This is a genomic window from Streptomyces sp. NPDC092952, from assembly GCF_044754785.1.
In the GTDB taxonomy this organism is placed as follows: Bacteria; Actinomycetota; Actinomycetes; order Streptomycetales; family Streptomycetaceae; genus Streptomyces.
Map to the genome: position 1 here is coordinate 286,273 of NZ_JBIVPT010000007.1, position 19,522 is coordinate 305,794.

19 protein-coding genes are annotated in these 19,522 nt (G+C 72.0%); 15 read left to right on the forward strand and 4 right to left on the reverse strand.

Translation table 11 applies throughout. From position 1 onward, the window contains the following. Positions 1-2 precede the first annotated feature (2 nt). Complete coding sequence (locus ACIQGQ_RS19805) at positions 3-731, reverse strand: 3'-5' exonuclease (RefSeq protein WP_402397504.1); 729 nt, start codon at positions 729-731, stop codon at positions 3-5. 193 nt (positions 732-924) lie between these two features. Between ACIQGQ_RS19805 and ACIQGQ_RS19810 the strand changes: the two genes are divergently transcribed. The 3 genes from ACIQGQ_RS19810 (at position 925) to thrS (ending at position 4,764) form a co-directional block, all read left to right on the forward strand. Further along, complete coding sequence (locus ACIQGQ_RS19810; RefSeq protein WP_402397506.1) at positions 925-1,491, forward strand: DUF4365 domain-containing protein; 567 nt, start codon at positions 925-927, stop codon at positions 1,489-1,491. Then, on the forward strand, positions 1,491-2,681 hold the full coding sequence (locus ACIQGQ_RS19815; RefSeq protein ID WP_402397509.1) for a hypothetical protein: 1,191 nt from the start codon (positions 1,491-1,493) through the stop codon (positions 2,679-2,681). Before ACIQGQ_RS19810 ends, ACIQGQ_RS19815 begins: the two co-directional genes overlap by 1 nt. Positions 2,682-2,787: 106 nt before the next feature. Then, positions 2,788-4,764 (forward strand): threonine--tRNA ligase, encoded by a 1,977-nt coding sequence (thrS, locus tag ACIQGQ_RS19820; protein WP_366290457.1) that lies wholly within the window; start codon positions 2,788-2,790, stop codon positions 4,762-4,764. A gap of 30 nt (positions 4,765-4,794) precedes the next feature. On the opposite strand, the gene ACIQGQ_RS19825 is transcribed toward thrS, so the two are convergent. After that, positions 4,795-5,472: a potassium channel family protein gene (locus ACIQGQ_RS19825; protein ID WP_402397511.1), complete on the reverse strand. Its 678-nt coding sequence runs from the start codon at positions 5,470-5,472 to the stop codon at positions 4,795-4,797. Positions 5,473-5,538: 66 nt separating this feature from the next. Here ACIQGQ_RS19825 and ACIQGQ_RS19830 point away from each other — a divergent pair, with 66 nt between their 5' ends. Further along, a complete protein-coding gene (locus ACIQGQ_RS19830) occupies positions 5,539-6,099 on the forward strand; it encodes an HIT family protein (RefSeq protein ID WP_402397514.1) in 561 nt (186 codons plus the stop codon). Positions 6,100-6,170: 71 nt separating this feature from the next. Here the strand turns inward: ACIQGQ_RS19830 and ACIQGQ_RS19835 are convergent, their stop codons facing one another. Continuing rightward, positions 6,171-7,841, reverse strand: a complete 1,671-nt coding sequence (locus ACIQGQ_RS19835; RefSeq protein WP_402397516.1) for a hypothetical protein — start codon at positions 7,839-7,841, stop codon at positions 6,171-6,173. Between the two features lie 146 nt (positions 7,842-7,987). After that, entirely contained in the window at positions 7,988-10,213 is a 2,226-nt protein-coding gene (locus tag ACIQGQ_RS19840; RefSeq protein WP_402397519.1) for an elongation factor G-like protein EF-G2, read from the reverse strand. Between the two features lie 254 nt (positions 10,214-10,467). Between ACIQGQ_RS19840 and pgsA the strand changes: the two genes are divergently transcribed. From pgsA to yajC, 11 genes are all read left to right on the forward strand, one after another. Then, positions 10,468-11,145 carry a phosphatidylinositol phosphate synthase gene (gene pgsA / locus ACIQGQ_RS19845; protein WP_402397521.1) on the forward strand — a complete coding sequence of 226 codons (678 nt, stop codon included), beginning with the start codon at positions 10,468-10,470 and terminating at the stop codon, positions 11,143-11,145. Beyond that, entirely contained in the window at positions 11,142-12,077 is a 936-nt protein-coding gene (locus ACIQGQ_RS19850) for a phosphatidylinositol mannoside acyltransferase (RefSeq protein WP_402397523.1), read from the forward strand. The genes pgsA and ACIQGQ_RS19850 overlap by 4 nt, the downstream gene beginning before the upstream one ends. Next, a complete protein-coding gene (locus ACIQGQ_RS19855; RefSeq protein WP_402397526.1) occupies positions 12,074-13,234 on the forward strand; it encodes a glycosyltransferase family 4 protein in 1,161 nt (386 codons plus the stop codon). The genes ACIQGQ_RS19850 and ACIQGQ_RS19855 overlap by 4 nt, the downstream gene beginning before the upstream one ends. A gap of 65 nt (positions 13,235-13,299) precedes the next feature. Continuing rightward, complete coding sequence (locus ACIQGQ_RS19860) at positions 13,300-13,845, forward strand: hypothetical protein (RefSeq protein WP_366290480.1); 546 nt, start codon at positions 13,300-13,302, stop codon at positions 13,843-13,845. A gap of 167 nt (positions 13,846-14,012) precedes the next feature. Further along, the gene (gene pdxS, locus ACIQGQ_RS19865; protein WP_402397528.1) at positions 14,013-14,933 is read left to right on the forward strand and encodes a pyridoxal 5'-phosphate synthase lyase subunit PdxS; all 921 of its coding nucleotides are present in this window, start codon (positions 14,013-14,015) and stop codon (positions 14,931-14,933) included. 6 nt (positions 14,934-14,939) lie between these two features. Next, positions 14,940-15,533 carry a pyridoxal 5'-phosphate synthase glutaminase subunit PdxT gene (pdxT, locus tag ACIQGQ_RS19870; RefSeq protein ID WP_352277446.1) on the forward strand — a complete coding sequence of 198 codons (594 nt, stop codon included), beginning with the start codon at positions 14,940-14,942 and terminating at the stop codon, positions 15,531-15,533. Positions 15,534-15,594: 61 nt separating this feature from the next. Beyond that, the gene (locus ACIQGQ_RS19875; RefSeq protein ID WP_352277445.1) at positions 15,595-16,347 is read left to right on the forward strand and encodes a YebC/PmpR family DNA-binding transcriptional regulator; all 753 of its coding nucleotides are present in this window, start codon (positions 15,595-15,597) and stop codon (positions 16,345-16,347) included. Between the two features lie 125 nt (positions 16,348-16,472). Further along, on the forward strand, positions 16,473-17,051 hold the full coding sequence (gene ruvC, locus ACIQGQ_RS19880; RefSeq protein ID WP_402397532.1) for a crossover junction endodeoxyribonuclease RuvC: 579 nt from the start codon (positions 16,473-16,475) through the stop codon (positions 17,049-17,051). Then, complete coding sequence (gene ruvA / locus ACIQGQ_RS19885) at positions 17,048-17,674, forward strand: Holliday junction branch migration protein RuvA (protein WP_402397534.1); 627 nt, start codon at positions 17,048-17,050, stop codon at positions 17,672-17,674. The genes ruvC and ruvA overlap by 4 nt, the downstream gene beginning before the upstream one ends. A gap of 71 nt (positions 17,675-17,745) precedes the next feature. Continuing rightward, on the forward strand, positions 17,746-18,819 hold the full coding sequence (ruvB, locus tag ACIQGQ_RS19890; protein WP_366290492.1) for a Holliday junction branch migration DNA helicase RuvB: 1,074 nt from the start codon (positions 17,746-17,748) through the stop codon (positions 18,817-18,819). Positions 18,820-18,985: 166 nt separating this feature from the next. Further along, positions 18,986-19,441: a preprotein translocase subunit YajC gene (yajC, locus tag ACIQGQ_RS19895; protein WP_402397537.1), complete on the forward strand. Its 456-nt coding sequence runs from the start codon at positions 18,986-18,988 to the stop codon at positions 19,439-19,441. Positions 19,442-19,522 lie beyond the last annotated feature (81 nt).

Consider the following 19,522-nt stretch of genomic DNA (forward strand, 5'->3'; position numbering starts at 1 on the left):
GGTCACGCGGCGGCGGTCGGGAGCGCCGGGCGCAGCGGCCACGCCGGGTCCACCGTCTCCGCCGTACCGTTCTTCGCGAACCACGCCTGCAGCCCGCGCGCCTGCGCCGCGTGCCAGACCGCCTGGAGGGTGTGCAGCTCCGACGGGCTCAGCCGGTCCAGGCGGGCGGAGAACCGCCGCCCCACCGCCCGTACCAGCTCCAGCGCGGCCGTCGCGTCGGCCTCGGCGTCATGGGCGCCGTCGAGGGCGACGTCGTACAGCGCGCAGAGGTCGGTGAGGGTGCGGCGGCCCTTGCGGTAGCGGTCCAGGTGCTTGTCGAGCACGTACGGATCGAGCACGCACAGAGGGGAGTTCTGCACATACGTCCCCAGCGAGGAGGCGCGGTGGCGCTTCAGCTCGCGGTCCAGCAGGGTCAGGTCGAACGGCGCGTTCATCACGACCAGGGGGCGCCCCGCCGCGCAGTGCTCGGCCAGGGCGCGGGCCACCTCCTCCATCACCGGCGCCGGCCAGCGCCCGTTGTGCTGGAGGTGCTCGTCGGTCAGTCCGTGGATCGCGGTCGCCGCGGGCGGCACCGGCACCCCCGGATTGACCAGCCAGCGGGTGACGCGCATCCGGCCGCCCGCCATGTCCTGGACGACGAGGGCGGCCGAGACGATCCGGTCCCCCTCGACGTCGATGCCCGTCGTCTCGGTGTCGAATGCGGCCAGTGGTCCTTCGTACCAGTACGTCATCCCCGAACTCCTCGCAGCCGAACGGCAGATGGTGCTGTTCCTCCGCCCGGTTCGGTGATACCCGCGCCCTTTGCCTGATACGCCGTTTGCGGACTGTCCGGTGCGGTGACAACACAGGTGCGGGGCGCGGGAGTTGCCCGTCGTCCCGAGATCCGAGAAACCGGTCGCCACAGCCCGGAAGGCACCCGCAGCCATGGCGCTCGCGAAGCCCGAACCGAGCGGGCTGCTGCCCCAGCGGACCGAACCGCTGCGCGGCGCACTCGCCACCACCGCCTGCATGGAGACGCTCCAGGTGGGTTATCTGCACGCGGTCGCGGCGGCGGCGGGGTGCTCCCTGTCGCAGCCCTTCCCCGACAACGGCATCGACTGGCACGTCAGCCACGGAGCCCCCGGCCATGCCGTGGACGACGAAGTGACCATCAAGGTGCAGCTCAAGTGCACCTATCAGATTCCGCCGCGACCGCCGGGACCGACGTTCGCGTTCACACTCGACAACGCCCATCTCGTGAAGCTCGCCAGGACCCCTGTGTCGGTCCACAAGATCCTCGTCGTGATGATCGTGCCGCGCAGTCAGGACGACTGGCTGCGGGCCGGGCACGACCGGCTCGACCTGCGGCACTGCTGCTACTGGACCAACCTGGCCGGTCACCCGGTGACCGGGCGGCGGCGGACCACCGTGCGCGTCCCGACCTCGCGGATCTTCGACGACCGGGCGCTCTGCGGGATCATGGCCCGCGTAGGGGCGGGAGGGAGGCCCTGATGCACCGGCCGACGGACGGGAACCGCGCGGTACCCCCGGTGGGCGTCCCCGACCCCGCCGGGGTCGACCCGGCCGTCCTGGGCGCCCTGCTCGGCCGGCACGGCTGGCTGCGCCGGGGCGGCACCCCGGGACGTTACGGCCGCTGGACCCCGCCGGGCCCCACCGGGAGCGCGGCGAGCCTCCTGGTCCCCGACACCACCGCCTTCCCCGACAGCGAGGACCTCCTCGCCGAGGCGCTCACCGCGCTCGCCCGCGGTGCGCTGCCCTTTGCCCGCGAGATCCTGCTCTCCCTCGCCGTGCCCAGCGACGAGATCCGCTGGTGGCGGGAGGCCCCCGAACCGGTCGCGGGCGCGACGGCCTGGACCGGCGCGGAACGGCTGCACACCGCCGCCCGGCAGATCCTGCTCGCCGGGGCCCTCGCCGTGCGTTCCACCACCGGCTACCACGGCGCCCGCCACCGTCGCCGGGCGCGGGCGGCGCTCGACGGCGTGCTGGTCGAGCCCGCGCCCGGCGGCCGCGAGCTCGCCGCCTTCGTCCCGGTCGCCTCCGGGCGGGCCGTCGCCGTCCGGCTCCACCGGGCCCTGCACGCCACCCGCGAGGCCGTGGACTACCAGCGCGCCACCGGCGGCTTCGAAGCCTTCGACACGGCCGTCGCGGCGGGCGTCAGCCGGGAGCTGACCCAGGCCCTCGTCGCCCTCGTACGGGGCTCGGAGGGGGCGGGCATCGCCCTGGACTGGGCGCCCGCCGCCGGACCGCCCGGGGGCTGCCCGGCCCGCCCCGAGCCGGTGGAGTTCTCCCCGGGCGACCTGCCCGCCCTGCGCCGGGCGGGCGCCCGCTACCTCAGGGACGAGCCGCCCGAGACCGTCCGCGTCACCGGCGCCGTCGTCCGGCTGCGGCGGGCGGCGCCGGGCGGCCCCGGGATCGTCCGGCTGCGGGTGCTGGCGGGCGCCGAGGTGCCGCACGTACGGCTGGAACTGGACGAGGAGGCGTACCGGATCGCCGGCCACGCCCACCTGGTGGGGCTGCCGATCCGGGTGGAGGGGAGGCTGGAGAGCCACGACGGGTTCCGCCGGCTGACCCGGACCGCGCAGGTCGTGCCCGTACGGGTCGACGACGCGGAGCGGGACCGGCTGATGAAGTCCCTCCACGAGAACCTCGACTGCTTCGAGGAGGCCTGCGGCGGCGAATGACGGGGGCGGCCCCGGCCCTTTTCGCACGGGAGGCCGTCGGCTCGGTACGATTCCCCTGGCACGCGCTAGAGGAATGCGGGTGCGCCCCCTGAGTCAGGAGAGACCGGTGTCAGACGTCCGTGTGACCATCCAACGCGATTCCGAGCGGGAAGAGCGCGTGGTGACGACGGGCACTACGGCAGCCGAGCTCTTCGCCGGCGAGCGCACCGTCGTCGCCGCCCGGGTCGCCGGTGAGCTGAAGGACCTCGCGTACGCCGTCGCCGACGGCGAGGTCGTCGAGCCCGTGGAGATCTCCTCCGAGGACGGTCTGAACATCCTGCGGCACTCCACCGCCCATGTGATGGCGCAGGCCGTGCAGCAGCTCTTCCCCGAGGCCAAGCTGGGCATCGGCCCGCCGGTCAAGGACGGCTTCTACTACGACTTCGACGTCGAGAAGCCGTTCACGCCCGAGGATCTCAAGGCCATCGAGAAGAAGATGCAGGAGATCCAGAAGCGCGGCCAGCGTTTCTCCCGCCGGGTCGTCTCGGACGAGGACGCCCGCGAGGAGCTGGCCGCCGAGCCGTACAAGCTGGAGCTCATCGGGATCAAGGGCTCCGCCTCCTCGGACGACGGCGCGGACGTCGAGGTGGGCGGCGGCGAGCTGACCATCTACGACAACCTCGACCCGAAGACCGGCGAGCTGTGCTGGAAGGACCTCTGCCGGGGTCCGCACCTGCCGACCACCCGGTTCATCCCGGCGTTCAAGCTGATGCGCAACGCCGCGGCGTACTGGCGCGGCAGCGAGAAGAACCCGATGCTCCAGCGCATCTACGGCACCGCCTGGCCCACCAAGGAAGAGCTGAAGGCGCACCTGGAGTTCCTGGAGGAGGCCGCCAAGCGCGACCACCGCAAGCTCGGCAACGAGCTGGACCTCTTCTCCTTCCCCGACGAGATCGGCCCCGGCCTCGCGGTCTTCCACCCCAAGGGCGGCATCATCCGCCGCGCCATGGAGGACTACTCGCGCCGCCGCCACGAGGAGGAGGGCTACGAGTTCGTCTACTCCCCGCACGCCACCAAGGGCAAGCTCTTCGAGAAGTCCGGCCACCTGGACTGGTACGCGGACGGCATGTACCCCCCCATGCAGCTCGACGACGGGGTGGACTACTACCTCAAGCCGATGAACTGCCCGATGCACAACCTGATCTTCGACGCGCGCGGCCGCTCCTACCGTGAACTCCCGCTGCGCCTCTTCGAGTTCGGCACGGTGTACCGGTACGAGAAGTCCGGCGTGGTGCACGGCCTGACCCGCTCGCGCGGCTTCACGCAGGACGACGCGCACATCTACTGCACCAAGGAGCAGATGGCCGAGGAGCTCGACCGGACGCTCACCTTCGTCCTCAACCTGCTCCGCGACTACGGTCTGACCGACTTCTACCTGGAGCTCTCCACCAAGGACCCGGAGAAGTTCGTCGGCTCCGACGAGATCTGGGAGGAGGCCACCGAGACGCTGCGCCAGGTCGCCGAGAAGCAGGGTCTGCCGCTGGTCCCGGACCCGGGCGGCGCCGCCTTCTACGGCCCGAAGATCTCGGTCCAGTGCAAGGACGCCATCGGCCGCACCTGGCAGATGTCGACCGTGCAGCTCGACTTCAACCTGCCGGAGCGCTTCGACCTGGAGTACACCGGCCCGGACGGCACCAAGCAGCGCCCGGTCATGATCCACCGCGCCCTGTTCGGTTCCATCGAGCGCTTCTTCGCGGTGCTGCTGGAGCACTACGCGGGCGCCTTCCCGGTCTGGCTGGCCCCGGTCCAGGCGGTCGGCATCCCGATCGGCGACGCGCACGTCCCGTACCTCCAGGAGTTCGCGGCCAAGGCCCGCAAGCAGGGGCTGCGGGTCGAGGTGGACGCCTCCTCCGACCGGATGCAGAAGAAGATCCGCAACCAGCAGAAGGCCAAGGTGCCCTTCATGATCATCGCGGGTGACGAGGACATGGCCAACGGCGCCGTCTCCTTCCGTTACCGCGACGGGTCGCAGGAGAACGGCATCCCGGTCGAGGACGCCATCGCCAAGATCCGCAAGGCCGTGGAGGACCGCGTCCAGGTCTGAGCCGCCGACGGACACGAGGCCCCCGGAGCGCTACCCGCCCTCCGGGGGCCTCGTCTCGTCCTCCCGCCGGAACACCTGCATCAGCCACGACGAGAACGAACCCGTCACCGCCCCGAGCAGCGCCAGCCCGCAGAGCATCAGCCCCGACGCCACGGTCCGGCCGCCCGCCGTGACCGGCACCGCGTCCCCGTACCCCACGGTCGTCAGCGTCTCGCAGGCCCACCAGACGGCGTCCCCGAAGGTGTGGATCGAGGTCCCGGGAGCCCGGTGCTCCAGGTGGTAGACGGTCAGCGCGGCGGAGAAGCCGAGCAGCAGGGCGGCCGTCCCCGCGTAGCCGATCACCCGGGCGTACAGGCTCAGGCGCGGTTTCTCCCGGCCCTGCTGGACCACCGTGTAGATGTGGATCAGACGCAGCGGCCGCAGCAGCGGAAGCAGCAGCACCAGGGTGTCCAGCCAGTGCACCCGGACGAAACGGTGCCCGAGACCGCTGAACCGCAGCCGTACCGCGTAGTCCGCCGCGAAGACCAACCAGCAGGCCCCGACCAGGGCGAGGCCGAGATTCCGCACGGCCCTCAGGTCCTCGGGCGCGAGGACATGGATCGCGTAGCCGAGCAGGAAGAGCAGCGAGATGCCGAAGAGCGGCACCTCGGTGCGCTGCTCCCAGCGCCGGAGACGGGGCGGGGCGGAGTCGGCGGGCGGGGCGCTCATCGCCTCAGCATCGCCTCGCGACGGTGGGTGCGCCCCCGACGACACGCGCCCGGGGAGCGAAGCAATATGCTGATCCGCATGACGAGTGAGCCGGAACAGCAGATCGGAGTGGGGACGCCCGACGCGTTCCAGCGCCTGTGGACGCCCCACCGGATGGCGTACATCCAGGGGGAGAACAAGCCGACCGGCCCGGAGGCCGGCGACGGCTGTCCGTTCTGCGGCATCCCGTCGAGTTCGGACGAGGACGGGCTCGTCGTCGCCCGCGGGACGTACGTCTACGCGGTGCTGAACCTCTACCCGTACAACGGCGGTCACCTGATGGTGGTGCCCTACCGGCACGTGGCCGACTACACGGAGCTGGACGGGCCGGAGACCATGGAGCTGGCCGACTTCACCAAGCGGGCCATGGTGGCGCTGCGCGCGGCCTCCGGGGCGCACGGATTCAACATCGGCATGAACCAGGGCGCGGTCGCGGGCGCGGGCATCGCGGCCCATCTGCACCAGCACCTGGTGCCGCGCTGGGGCGGGGACACCAACTTCATGCCCGTCGTCGGGCACACGAAGGTGCTGCCGCAGCTGCTCGCCGACACGCGCAAGATGCTGGCCGACGCCTGGCCGGTCGACTGACGGGACCGGTGCGGGAAAGCCCGAAGGCCGCCCCCGGAGACGGGGACGGCCTTCGGGCTCTCTCGTGCCTGCTACGCGTCGTACAGGTCGGCCTTGCGCGGGCTCGGGTCCTGCACCGCGCCGCTCAGCACCATCGAGCGGTTGTTGAAGCGCTCGGTGTCGACACCGTTCTCCGAGAGGACCCGCAGCGCGGCGTTGTGCACGGCGCGCAGTACGGGCGTCGCGGCGCGCATCGCGTCGTCCGCCATGAAGCGGTGGCGCCACGGCTGCTCGGCCCAGGCGTGCCGCAGGCCGAAGGGCTCGGGCAGGGCGATCTTCCCGCCCAGGTAGTCCAGCAGCGGCGGGTACCAGGTGAGCGGGGCGCGCAGGGCGAGGCGGACCACCTCGCTGGACTCCACCAGCGGCAGCTTGATGTCCCGGGTCTCCCAGAAGCGCACCGTCTTGTTGACCGTCTTGGACGGGGCCGAGGGCTTGCTGGTGAAGAGGGAGTGGACCGGGCCGAGCGCGTGTCCGGTCACCTCGATGCGCAGCGTCTCGTGGAGCACCGTGACCGTGATCATCATGGTGATGATCAACTGCCCGTCCCAGAGGACGAACTGGACGCCCAGGTAGTGCCGGTTGCCGCCGCCGAACTGCTGGTGGTTGCAGATCCGCTGTATCTCGTGCGGCTTGACCTGGAAGGTGGCGACGTCCTCACCGGCCGGCCGGGAGACCGAGTCCGCGTTCTCACCGACGGGAGAGACGATCCAGTGGGTGACCGACGGTTTGGGGAACCCCCCGGTGTTCAGCGGGCCGCGCTCCAGCATCTTGAGCTGGTCGTGGATCGCCCGGATCACGTCCCAGCTGCGGAACTGGTGGAACTCCTTGCCCGGCTCCTTGGAGACGAGCTCCTCGGCCAGCTGCCAGCTCCCCCAGCGGGTCCCCATGCCGAGGATGCCCTTGGGGCCCGCGTAGAAGACCGAGTTGGAGTGCTGCTCGGCGGTGAGCTTCTCCAGGCCCTGGCGGAGCGCCTCGCGGGAGGTCTCGCTGGGGTTCTTCGGCACGGCCTCGGGGATCTTGGCGGTGATGCCGCCGCCGGAGAGCAGCCCCTCCCAGCGGGCCCGCATGTCCTTGGCGGACGCCTCGGCCACCTGCTTGGCGAGATACCAGCCGACGACCGGGGCGACGATGGCCAGCAGGACGTAGATCGCCAGGAAGTTGTGGAGATCCACGTTGACCACCGCGATCAGCGCCACGATCCCGATGATCGGGAGCAGGGCGTTGCCCAGCGCGGAGAGCACCTTGTCCGAGGTCTTGGCGAGGGAGTCGCGCAGCCGGAACGCGATGATCCACATCAGCATGCCGGGGAGGAAGAGAAAGCCGAACACGGCGGTGATGACGGTGAGTTTGGTGTCGCGGCTCTTGCGGAGGCGGGACGCGGACAGACAGTGCTCGACGACGGTCTGCGGATCGGTCCCGAAGGACTGGATGAGGGCCTTGCGGGCGCCGCCCAGCATCCGCTCCTGAACGGCACGGGAGAACGCCTCACCGAAATTCGGCTTGAAGTAGTCGGACTTGAAGAGCTTGGAACGGCCCACCTTGACTTCGGACTTGTGCCACTCGTTGTTGGCGTCAAGGATCTTCTCCACCGGGCTGTCCCGGTAGGCCGCCGAGGCGAGGGCATTCGTCACCACTGCCTGCCCGCCCGATCCCTGGAGCGGGATCTGCGCTCCGGGAGAGAAATCGAATCCGTCGCTGGCCACTGTCGCCCCCACTCGCCGCCGAGGAACTGCTCCTGCGGCTGTTTCCCAACTGCCGTGCTCGGCACACTTTCTGAGCTGGGACCACAGAGTATCGTCCGGATCCCCGCGCCGTCCGCCCCGTGGACAAAGGCGGACGGCGCGCCGGTTCAGTTGTCGCCAGGGGCGCCCGCCCGCTGGTCCCGGAGGCGTTCGGCGAGGTGCGGGGGCATCGGTTCGTGCCGGGCGTACGCCCGGTCGAACCGGCCGGCGCCATGGGTGAGGGCCCGCAGGTCGACCGCGTACCGGTCGATCTCCAGCTCGGGCACCTCGGCCCGCACCAGGGTCCGGCCCGGGCCGGACTGCTCGGTGCCGACCACCCGGCCGCGCCGCCCGGACAGGTCGCTCATCACCGGCCCCACGTAGTCGTCCGGGACCAGGACCGTGACCTCGGCGACCGGTTCGAGCAGCTGGACACGGGCCGCGGCGGCCGCCTCGCGCAGCGCCAGCGCGCCCGCGGTCTGGAAGGCGGCGTCGGAGGAGTCCACCGAGTGGGCCTTGCCGTCCCGCAGCGTGATCCGTACGTCGACGAGCGGGTGGCCGCTCGCCACCCCGCGGGCGGCCTGGGCGCGCACCCCCTTCTCGACGGACTGGACGAACGGTCGGGGCACCGCGCCGCCCACCACCCGGTTCACGAACTCGATGCCCGAGCCCGGGGGCAGCGGCTCCACCTCGATCTCGCAGATGGCGTACTGGCCGTGGCCGCCGGACTGCTTGACATGGCGGCCGCGCCCGGCCGACGGGGCGGCGAAGGTCTCGCGGAGCGCCACCCGGTGCGGCACGGCGTCGACCTGGACCCCGTAGCGGTTGCGCAGCCGGTCCAGCGCCACGTCCTGGTGGGCCTCGCCGAGGCACCACAGGACCACCTGGTGGGTGTCCTGGTTCTGCTCCAGGCGCATGGTCGGGTCCTCGGCGACCAGCCGGGCGAGCCCCTGGGACAGCTTGTCCTCGTCCGCCTTGCCGTGGGCCTCCACGGCGAGCGGCAGCAACGGGTCCGGCACGGTCCAGGGCTCCAGCAGCAGCGGCAGGTCCCGGTCGGACAGGGTGTCCCCGGTCTCGGCGCCGCCGAGCCGGGCGACCCCGGCCAGATCGCCCGCCACGCACACCTCGCGGGGGCGCTGCTGCTTGCCGAAGGGGGAGGAGAGGGCGCCGACCCGCACCTCCGCCTCGTGGAAGGGGAGGGGCGCGTTCCCCGGACCGGTGAGACCGCGGCCGAGCACATGGACGGTCTCGTCGGCGCGGAGCGTGCCGGAGAAGACCCGGACGAGCGACATCCGGCCGACGTACGGATCGGTGGCCGTCTTGACGACCTCGGCGACCAGCGGCCCGTCCGGATCGCAGACCAGGTCCGGCCTCGCGGCCCCGTGCAGCGGGGTGATCCCGGGGAGCGGCCGCTCCGGCGGGGCCGGGAGGCCGCCGGTGATCAGCTCCAGCAGCTCCACCGTGCCGACGCCCTGGCGGGCCCCGTCGCCGGCCGGGGCCGCGGCGAGCACCGGGTGGAAGGTGCCCCGGGCCACGGCGCGCTCCAGGTCGCCGAGGAGCGTGGCGACGTCCACCGGGGCCCCGCCGAGGTAGCGGTCCATCAGGGTCTCGTCCTCGCTCTCCGCGATGATCCCCTCGATGAGCCGGTCGCGGGCCTCCCGCAGCGCGTCCCGGCGGGCCTCCTCGGGCGGGTGCTCCAGACGCTCGCCCGAGGAGTAGTCGAGGAACCGTTCGGTGAGGAGCCCGGTGAGCCCGGTGAGCGGGGCGTGCCCGTCGGCCCCCTCGGGACCGTGGACGGGCAGATAGAGCGGCAGCACCGCGTCGGGGTCGTCGCCGCCGAAGACCTCCCCGCAGAGCCGGGTCATCGCGTCGAACGGGGTCCGCGCCATGTCGAGGTGGGTGACGACGACGGCGCGCGGCATCCCGACCGCGGCGCACTCCTCCCACGCGGCGCGGGCGGTGTCCTCCACCGCCTGGGCCTCCTGGGCGGCCGACACGACGAACAGGGCCGCGTCCGCCGCCCGCAGGCCCGCCCGCAGCTCCCCGACGAAATCGGCGTACCCGGGGGTGTCCAGCAGATTGATCCGGTACCCGCCCCACTCGACGGGGACCAGGGAGAGCTGTACGGAGCGCTGCCTGCGGTGCTCGATCTCGTCGTAGTCGGAGACGGTGGCGCCGTCCTCGACCCGGCCGGCCCGGTTGACCGCGCCGGCGGTCTGCGCGAGGGCCTCGACGAGGGTGGTCTTGCCCGAGCCGCTGGGGCCGACCAGCACCACGTTCCGTACGGACGAGGGCCGGCCGGCCGTCGTCGCCCTGCCGGCGGCCCCGGTGTGCGGGTGTCCTTTGTCGCCCATGATGCGTACCTCCCGGCTGATGGCGCGGAGCGGGGGAAGATCCGATGCGGGAAAGGGGCCGTGCGCGGTTCCGCCGCGGCGGCCGGACGCGACCCGCGGTAATTCGAGCTTTCCACTCGGACCGGTACGCGTCCATCCAAAGCACCCCGCGGCGCGCGGCCGGGTGCCCGGAGGGTGGAGTCCGGCGGGCGTGACTACGATGGGCCAGCCGGTGGCCGTAGGGGCCGCTCGGCCCACCGACCCTCGGGAAGGCCATGCTGAACAAGTACGCGCGTGCATTTTTTACGCGTGTCCTCACACCGTTCGCCGCACTGCTGCTCCGCCTCGGCGTGAGCCCCGACGCGGTCACTCTGATCGGCACGGCCGGGGTGATGGCAGGTGCGCTGGTCTTCTTCCCCATGGGGGAGTTCTTCTGGGGCACGATCGTCATCACGATCTTCGTCTTCTCCGACCTCGTCGACGGCAACATGGCCCGGCAGGCCGGGATCTCCAGCCGCTGGGGCGCCTTCCTGGACTCGACGCTCGACCGGGTCGCCGACGGCGCGATCTTCGGCGGGTTCGCGCTCTGGTACGCGGGCAACGGCGACGACAACACCCTCTGCGCCGTCGCGATCTTCTGCCTGGCCAGCGGCCAGGTGGTCTCGTACACCAAGGCGCGCGGCGAGTCGATCGGGCTGCCGGTCGCGGTCAACGGTCTCGTCGAGCGTGCCGAGCGGCTGGTGATCTCACTGGTCGCGGCAGGGCTCGCCGGTCTCCACGCGTTCGGCGTCCCGGGCGTCCAGGTGCTGCTCCCGATCGCGCTGTGGATCGTCGCCGTGGGCAGCCTGATCACGCTCGTGCAGCGGGTCGTCACCGTACGCCGTGAGGCCGCCGAGGCCGATGCCGCCGACGCGGCCGCGGCCGCCGCCCCGGGGAGCGGGACCGCCCGGTGAGCGACGATCCGGGCCACAGGCGCTCCGGCCTGCGCGACCGGCTGACCGACGGGCTCTACGGGCTCGGCTGGACGGCCGTCAAGAAGCTCCCCGAACCGGCCGCCCGCACCCTCTTCCGCACCCTCGCCGACCAGGTCTGGAAGCGGCGCGGCAAGGGCGTGCTGCGGCTGGAGTCCAACCTCGCCCGGGTCGTTCCCGACGCGTCCCCGGCCCGGCTGGCCGAGCTCTCCCGCGCCGGAATGCGCTCGTACATGCGCTACTGGATGGAGTCCTTCCGGCTGCCCACCTGGAGCCCGGAACGGATCAAGGCATCCATCGACGTGACCGGCGCGCACCGGCTCACCGACGGCCTCGACGCCGGGCGCGGCGTCGTCCTCGCCCTGCCCCACCTGGCCAACTGGGACCTGGCGGGCGCCTGGGTCACCACCGACCTCAGGGTGCCGTTCACCACCGTCGCCGAGCGCCTGAAGCCCGAGACGCTGTACGACCGCTTCGTCGCCTACCGCGAGGGCCTCGGCATGGAGGTCCTGCCGCACAGCGGCGGCGCCGCCTTCGGCACCCTGGCCCGGCGGCTGCGCGCGGGCGGGCTGGTCTGCCTGGTCGCCGACCGCGACCTGTCCGCCTCCGGCGTCGAGGTGACGTTCTTCGGCGACACCGCGCGGATGCCCGCCGGACCCGCGCTGCTGGCCCAGCAGACCGGCGCGCTGCTGCTCCCCGTGACCCTCGGCTACGACGGCACGCCGGTGATGAGGGCCCGCATCCACGAGCCGGTCGAGGTGCCGGACTCAGGCACCCGCGCCGAGAAGATGTCCTCGATGACACAGGCGCTGGCCGATGCCTTCGCCGTCGGAATCGCCGACCATCCGGAGGACTGGCACATGCTGCAACGGCTCTGGCTCGCCGATCTGGAGACCCGGGAGGACCCGAGGTGAAGATCGGCATCGTCTGCCCGTACTCCTGGGACGTACCGGGCGGCGTGCAGTTCCACATCCGCGACCTCGCCGAGCACCTGATCCGGCTGGGGCACCGGGTCTCCGTCCTCGCCCCCGCCGACGACGAGACCCCGCTGCCGCCGTACGTGGTGTCGGCGGGCCGCGCCGTGCCCGTCCCGTACAACGGCTCGGTGGCCCGGCTGAACTTCGGCTTCCTGTCGGCGGCCCGGGTGCGCCGCTGGCTGCACGACGGCACCTTCGACGTGATCCACATCCACGAGCCGACCTCGCCCTCGCTCGGGCTGCTCGCCTGCTGGGCCGCCCAGGGGCCGATCGTCGCCACGTTCCACACCTCCAACCCGCGCTCCCGGGCCATGATCGCGGCGTACCCGATCCTCCAGCCCGCCCTGGAGAAGATCAGCGCGCGCATCGCGGTGAGCGAGTACGCCCGCCGCACCCTGGTCGAGCACCTGGGCGGCGACGCGGTGGTCATCCCGAACGGGGTCGACGTCGACTTCTTCGCCGGCGCCGAGCCCCGGGCCGAGTGGCAGGGCGGCACGATCGGCTTCATCGGCCGGATCGACGAGCCCCGCAAGGGCCTGCCCGTCCTGATGCGGGCGCTGCCCGCGATCCTCGCCGCCCGCCCGGAGACCCGGCTGCTGGTCGCGGGCCGGGGGGACGAGGAGGAGGCGGTCGCCTCGCTGCCGCGGGAGATGCGCGAGCGGGTCGAGTTCCTCGGCATGGTGAGCGACGAGGACAAGGCACGGCTGCTGCGCAGCGTCGACGTGTACGTCGCGCCCAACACCGGCGGCGAGAGCTTCGGGATCATCCTGGTCGAGGCGATGTCGGCCGGGGCACCGGTCCTCGCCAGCGACCTGGACGCCTTCGCACAGGTGCTGGACCAGGGCGCGGCCGGCGAACTGTTCGCCAACGAGGACGCGGACGCGCTGGCCGCCGCCGCGCTCCGGCTGCTCGGCGACGAGGAGCGGCGCGCCGGACTGAGCGCACGGGGCGCCGCGCACGTACGGCGGTTCGACTGGTCGACGGTGGGCGCGGACATCCTGGCGGTCTACGAGACGGTGACGGACGGGGCGGCCTCGGTGGCGGCCGACGAACGCACCGGCCTGCGCGCCCGCCTCGGCCTGACGCGCGAGTAGGAGCCGGCCGGGGCCCGGGGCCGCACCGGCACGCCGCCCTCGCCCCGGCGGTAGCCTTGCCGCCCGTGATCGAAACCCTCTTCTGGATCGTGGTCGCGGTCGTCGCGACCGGCATGTACCTCAGCTGGACGGCCGGCCGGCTGGACCGCCTGCACACCCGGATCGACGCCGCCCGGGCCGCCCTCGACGCCCAGCTCCTGCGCCGCGCCTCGGTGACCCAGGAGCTCGCCACGTCCGGCGTCCTCGACCCGGCCGCCTCCATCGTCCTGTACGAGGCCGCGCACGCGGCCCGCCAGGCTGAGGGGGAGCAGCGCGAGGTGGCGGAGAGCGAACTGAGCGCCGCGCTGCGGGCGGTCTTCGGTGAACCGGAGCAGGTGGAGGCCGTCAAGGAGATCCCCGGCGGCGAGGAGACGGCGCTCGAACTGGCCGCCGCCGCCCGCCGCGTCCCGATGGCCCGGCGGTTCCACAACGACGCGGTGCGCGCGGCCCGCGCCCTGCGCCGCCACCGCAAGGTGCGGTGGTTCCGGCTGGCCGGCCACGCGCCCTTCCCCCTGGCCTTCGAGATGGACGACGAACCCCCGGCGGCCCTGGCGGACCGCCCCGGCAGCTGACCGGACGGCCACTTCCCGCGTGACCGGGGCCACATCGCCACCCGTACGCGGCCAAAACGATCCACCGGCCCACTATTGGCCCTTGCAGTGGACTGTTCCCGGAGCGTTTGCTCGGTACCGCACCAACCCGTGCGTTTCGGCAACTTTTCTCCCAGTGAGGTCGACCCATGTCCACGCTTCCCGCCACCCCGCAGTCCGCCGACTCCCCGGCCACCGGCACCGCCCGCGTCAAGCGCGGCATGGCCGAGCAGCTCAAGGGCGGCGTGATCATGGACGTCGTCGATGCCGAGCAGGCGAAGATCGCCGAGGACGCGGGCGCGGTGGCCGTCATGGCCCTGGAGCGGGTGCCGGCCGACATCCGCAAGGACGGCGGCGTGGCCCGGATGTCGGACCCGAACATGATCGAGGAGATCATCGGGGCCGTCTCCATCCCGGTCATGGCGAAGTCCCGTATCGGCCACTTCGTCGAGGCCCAGGTGCTCCAGTCCCTCGGCGTCGACTACATCGACGAGTCCGAGGTCCTCACCCCGGCCGACGAGATCAACCACAGCGACAAGTTCGCCTTCACCACCCCGTTCGTCTGCGGCGCCACCAACCTGGGCGAGGCCCTGCGCCGGATCGCCGAGGGCGCGGCCATGATCCGCTCGAAGGGCGAGGCGGGCACCGGCAACGTCGTCGAGGCCGTCCGCCACCTGCGGCAGATCAAGAACGAGATCGCCCGCCTGCGCGGCTACGACAACAACGAGCTGTACGCCGCCGCCAAGGAGCTGCGCGCCCCGTACGAGCTGGTCAAGGAGGTCGCCGAGCTCGGCAAGCTGCCCGTCGTGCTCTTCTCCGCGGGCGGTGTCGCCACCCCGGCCGACGCCGCGCTGATGCGCCAGCTCGGCGCCGAGGGCGTCTTCGTCGGCTCCGGCATCTTCAAGTCCGGCGACCCCGCCAAGCGCGCCGCCGCGATCGTGAAGGCCACCACCTTCTACGACGACCCGAAGATCATCGCGGACGCCTCCCGGAACCTGGGCGAGGCCATGGTCGGCATCAACTGCGACACCCTGCCCGAGGCCGAGCGCTACGCGAACCGTGGCTGGTAAGCACCGATGAGCGACACCCCTGTGATCGGCGTCCTGGCACTCCAGGGCGACGTACGGGAACACCTGATCGCCCTGGCCTCGGCGGACGCCCTGGCCAGGCCGGTCCGGCGTCCCGAGGAACTCGCCGAGGTGGACGGCCTGGTCATCCCCGGCGGCGAGTCCACCACGATGTCCAAGCTGGCCTCCCTCTTCGGCATGCTGGAACCGCTGCGCGACCGGGTCCGGGACGGGATGCCCGTCTACGGCACCTGCGCCGGGATGATCCTGCTCGCCGACAAGATCCTCGACCCGCGTGCGGGCCAGGAGACGGTCGGCGGGATCGACATGATCGTGCGCCGCAACGCCTTCGGACGGCAGAACGAGTCCTTCGAGGCGGCCGTCGAGGTCGCCGGGATCGAGGGCGGCCCCGTGGAGGGCGTCTTCATCCGCGCCCCCTGGGTGGAGTCGGTCGGCGCACGGGCCCGGGTGGTCGCCGAGCACGGCGGCCATATCGTCGCGGTACGTCAGGGAAACGCCCTGGCGACGTCCTTCCACCCGGAATTGACCGGGGACCACCGTGTTCACGCGCTGTTCGTGGACATGGTGCGCGCAGTCGGCTGACTCGATCCCGGTAGGATCTCTCGGGTTCGAATCGTTTTGGGTGACGCGAAGGAGAAGGCAGATGTCCGGCCACTCTAAATGGGCTACGACGAAGCACAAGAAGGCCGTGATTGACGCCAAGCGCGGCAAGCTCTTCGCGAAGCTGATCAAGAACATCGAGGTGGCGGCCCGTACCGGTGGCGCCGACCCCGATGGAAACCCGACCCTTGTGGACGCGATCCAGAAGGCGAAGAAGAGTTCCGTCCCGAACAAGAACATCGACTCCGCGGTCAAGCGCGGTGCCGGTCTCGAAGCGGGCGGCGTCGACTACCAGACGATCATGTACGAGGGTTACGGCCCGAACGGTGTCGCGGTGCTCATCGAGTGCCTCACCGACAACCGCAACCGCGCCGCTTCCGACGTACGTGTGGCGATGACCCGCAACGGCGGTTCGATGGCCGACCCCGGGTCGGTCTCGTACCTCTTCAACCGCAAGGGCGTCGTGATCGTCCCCAAGGGCGAGCTGTCCGAGGACGACGTCCTCGGCGCGGTCCTCGACGCGGGCGCCGAGGAGGTCAACGACCTCGGTGACACGTACGAGGTCGTCAGCGAGGCCACCGACATGGTCGCGGTCCGTACCGCGCTCCAGGAGGCCGGCATCGACTACGACTCCGCCGAGGCCAACTTCCTGCCCACCATGCAGGTCGAGCTGGACGAGGAAGGCGCGCGCAAGATCTTCAAGCTGATCGACGCTCTGGAGGACAGCGACGACGTGCAGAACGTCTTCGCCAACTTCGACGTCTCGGACGAAGTCATGGAGAAGGTCGAGGCATAGGCCGAGCTCGGCACAGCCTCTACGCGCGGGCCGACGGGGACACACCCCCGTCGGCCCGTCGCATTGTCAGTGCCGGCCGATAGCCTGCGGGAACACTTGACCGACCGGTACGGAGGGGGTGCCCCATGAGGGTGCTGGGCGTGGACCCGGGGCTGACCCGGTGCGGTGTCGGCGTCGTCGAGGGCGTCGCCGGCCGCCCGCTGACGATGCGCGGCGTGGGCGTCGTACGGACCCCGCCCGACGCGGAGCTCGGCCACCGGCTGGTCGCCATCGAGCGCGGCATAGAGGAATGGCTCGACGAGCACCGGCCCGAATACGTCGCCGTGGAGCGGGTCTTCAGCCAGCACAACGTCCGCACGGTCATGGGCACCGCCCAGGCCAGCGCGGTCGCCATGCTCTGCGCCTCGCGCCGCGGCATCCCCGTGGCGCTGCACACCCCCAGCGAGGTGAAGGCCGCCGTCACCGGCACCGGCCGCGCCGACAAGGCACAGGTCGGCGCCATGGTCACCCGGCTGCTCCGGCTCGACGCCCCGCCGAAACCGGCCGACGCGGCCGACGCCCTCGCGCTCGCCATCTGCCACATCTGGCGCGCCCCCGCCGTCAACCGCCTCCAGCAGGCGCACGCGGCCGCCGCCGCGGCCCGCGCCCCCCGCACCCCGGCGGTCCGTCCCGCCGCAGCTCCCGCCCGGAAGGTCTCCCGATGATCGCCTTCGTCAGCGGCCCGGTGGCCGCCCTCGCCCCGACCACGGCCGTGATCGAGGTCGGCGGCATCGGCATGGCCGTCCAGTGCACGCCGAACACCCTCGCGGCGCTCCGGATCGGCCAGGACGCCCGGCTCGCCACCTCGCTCGTCGTACGGGAGGACTCGCTCACCCTCTACGGCTTCGCCGACGACGACGAGCGGCAGGTCTTCGAGCTGCTCCAGACCGCCAGCGGGGTCGGGCCGCGGCTCGCCCAGGCGATGCTCGCCACCCACAGCCCGGACGCGCTGCGCACCGCGGTCGCCACCGGCGACGAGAAGGCGCTCACCGCCGTCTCCGGCATCGGCAAGAAGGGCGCCCAGAAACTCCTCCTCGAACTGAAGGACAGACTCGGCGAGCCGGTCGGCGCCCACATCGGCCGCCAGGGCATCGGCACCGCCGTCACCTCCTCCTGGCGCGACCAGCTCCAGGCCGCCCTGATCGGCCTCGGCTACGCCACCCGCGAGGCGGACGAAGCGGTCGCCGCCGTCACGCCGCAGGCCGAGGCGGCCATCGCCGAGGGCGGTCAGGCTCCCGTGCCGCAGCTGCTCCGCGCCGCACTCCAGACCCTCAACCGCGCGCGCTGACCCCAGCGCGCCACCCCGACGCCGGGCCGGGCACCGCACGGCACCGAGACATCCGAGGCGGGACAGACCGAATGAACTGGGACGAGACCGGACCCGACACCGACGAGCGGCTCGACGAGCGCCTCGTCCGGGCCGACGCGGACGGCGAGGACACCGCCGTGGAGGCCGCCCTGCGTCCGAAGGACCTGGACGAGTTCGTCGGCCAGGAGAAGGTGCGCGAGCAGCTCGACCTGGTCCTCAAGGCGGCCAGGGCCCGCGGCGCCACCGCCGACCACGTCCTGCTCTCCGGCGCCCCCGGCCTCGGCAAGACCACCCTCTCCATGATCATCGCGGCCGAGATGGGCGCCCCCATCCGGATCACCTCCGGCCCCGCCATCCAGCACGCGGGCGACCTCGCCGCGATCCTCTCCTCCCTCCAGGAGGGGGAAGTCCTCTTCCTCGACGAGATCCACCGCATGTCGCGGCCGGCCGAGGAGATGCTCTACATGGCGATGGAGGACTTCCGGGTCGACGTCATCGTCGGCAAGGGCCCCGGCGCCACCGCCATCCCGCTGGAACTTCCCCCGTTCACCCTGGTCGGCGCCACCACGCGCGCGGGCCTGCTCCCGCCCCCGCTGCGCGACCGCTTCGGCTTCACCGGCCACATGGAGTTCTACGCCCCCGCCGAGCTGGAGCGCGTCGTCCACCGCTCCGCCCGCCTCCTCGACGTCGAGATAGACGCGGACGGCGCCGCCGAGATCGCCGGCCGGTCCCGGGGCACCCCCCGTATCGCCAACCGACTGCTGCGCCGCGTCCGGGACTACGCCCAGGTCAAGGCCGACGGACGGATCGACCGCCCGATCGCCGCCGCGGCCCTCGGGGTGTACGAGGTCGACGCCCGCGGGCTCGACCGGCTCGACCGCGCGGTGCTCGAAGCCCTGCTGAAGCTCTTCGGCGGCGGACCGGTCGGGCTGTCCACCCTCGCGGTCGCCGTGGGGGAGGAGCGCGAGACCGTCGAGGAGGTCGCGGAGCCCTTCCTGGTCCGGGAAGGGCTCCTGGCCAGGACGCCGCGCGGACGGGTCGCGACCCCCGCGGCCTGGGCCCATCTCGGGCTCGTACCTCCGCAGCACGGCGGAAAGGGACAACAGGGCCTGTTCGGGGCGTGATCCGTCACAGGTTCGCCGGAGCCGGAACCACGGACCGGCTCCGGGCGTTGTTCCATCGATGCGGACTCGCTTAGACTCCGCCGATGCCGCCCTTATCAGGTCGGTGTACCCACCCCCGTAGATACAGGCCGCTCCCCAACGCGGTCGTGCGAAGGAAACTCGTCCCGTGAATCCCGTGACTCTCCTCCCCTTCATCGTGCTCATCGGGGCCATGTTCCTGATGACGCGGTCCGCCAAGAAGAAGCAGGCGGCCGCCGCCCAGATGCGCGACGAGATGCAGCCCGGCACCGGCGTCCGGACGATCGGGGGTATGTACGCCACCGTCAAGGAGCTGCACAACGACACGGTCCTCCTGGAGGTCGCGCCCGGCGTCCACGCCGTCTACGCCAAGAACGCCATCGGCGCCGTCCTCAGCGACGAGGAGTACAACCACATCGTCCACGGTGACGACGAGAGCGGCCTCGACGGCACGGTCGTCCCGGACGACGCCTCCTCGCTGACCGAGCGTGACGACGACACCCGGATCGACCTCGAGAAGAAGGCCGACGAGGACGAGCCGAAGGACGCCGAGTCCGGCAAGAAGTCCGAGGGCAAGGACGACGGCGAGTCCGACGCGAAGTGACCCACGCCCGGGGATGCCGTGAGCCCACCGGCGTCCGGCACTCCCCGGTCCGTGCGATCTTCTGCGGGGGCGGGTCCCCAC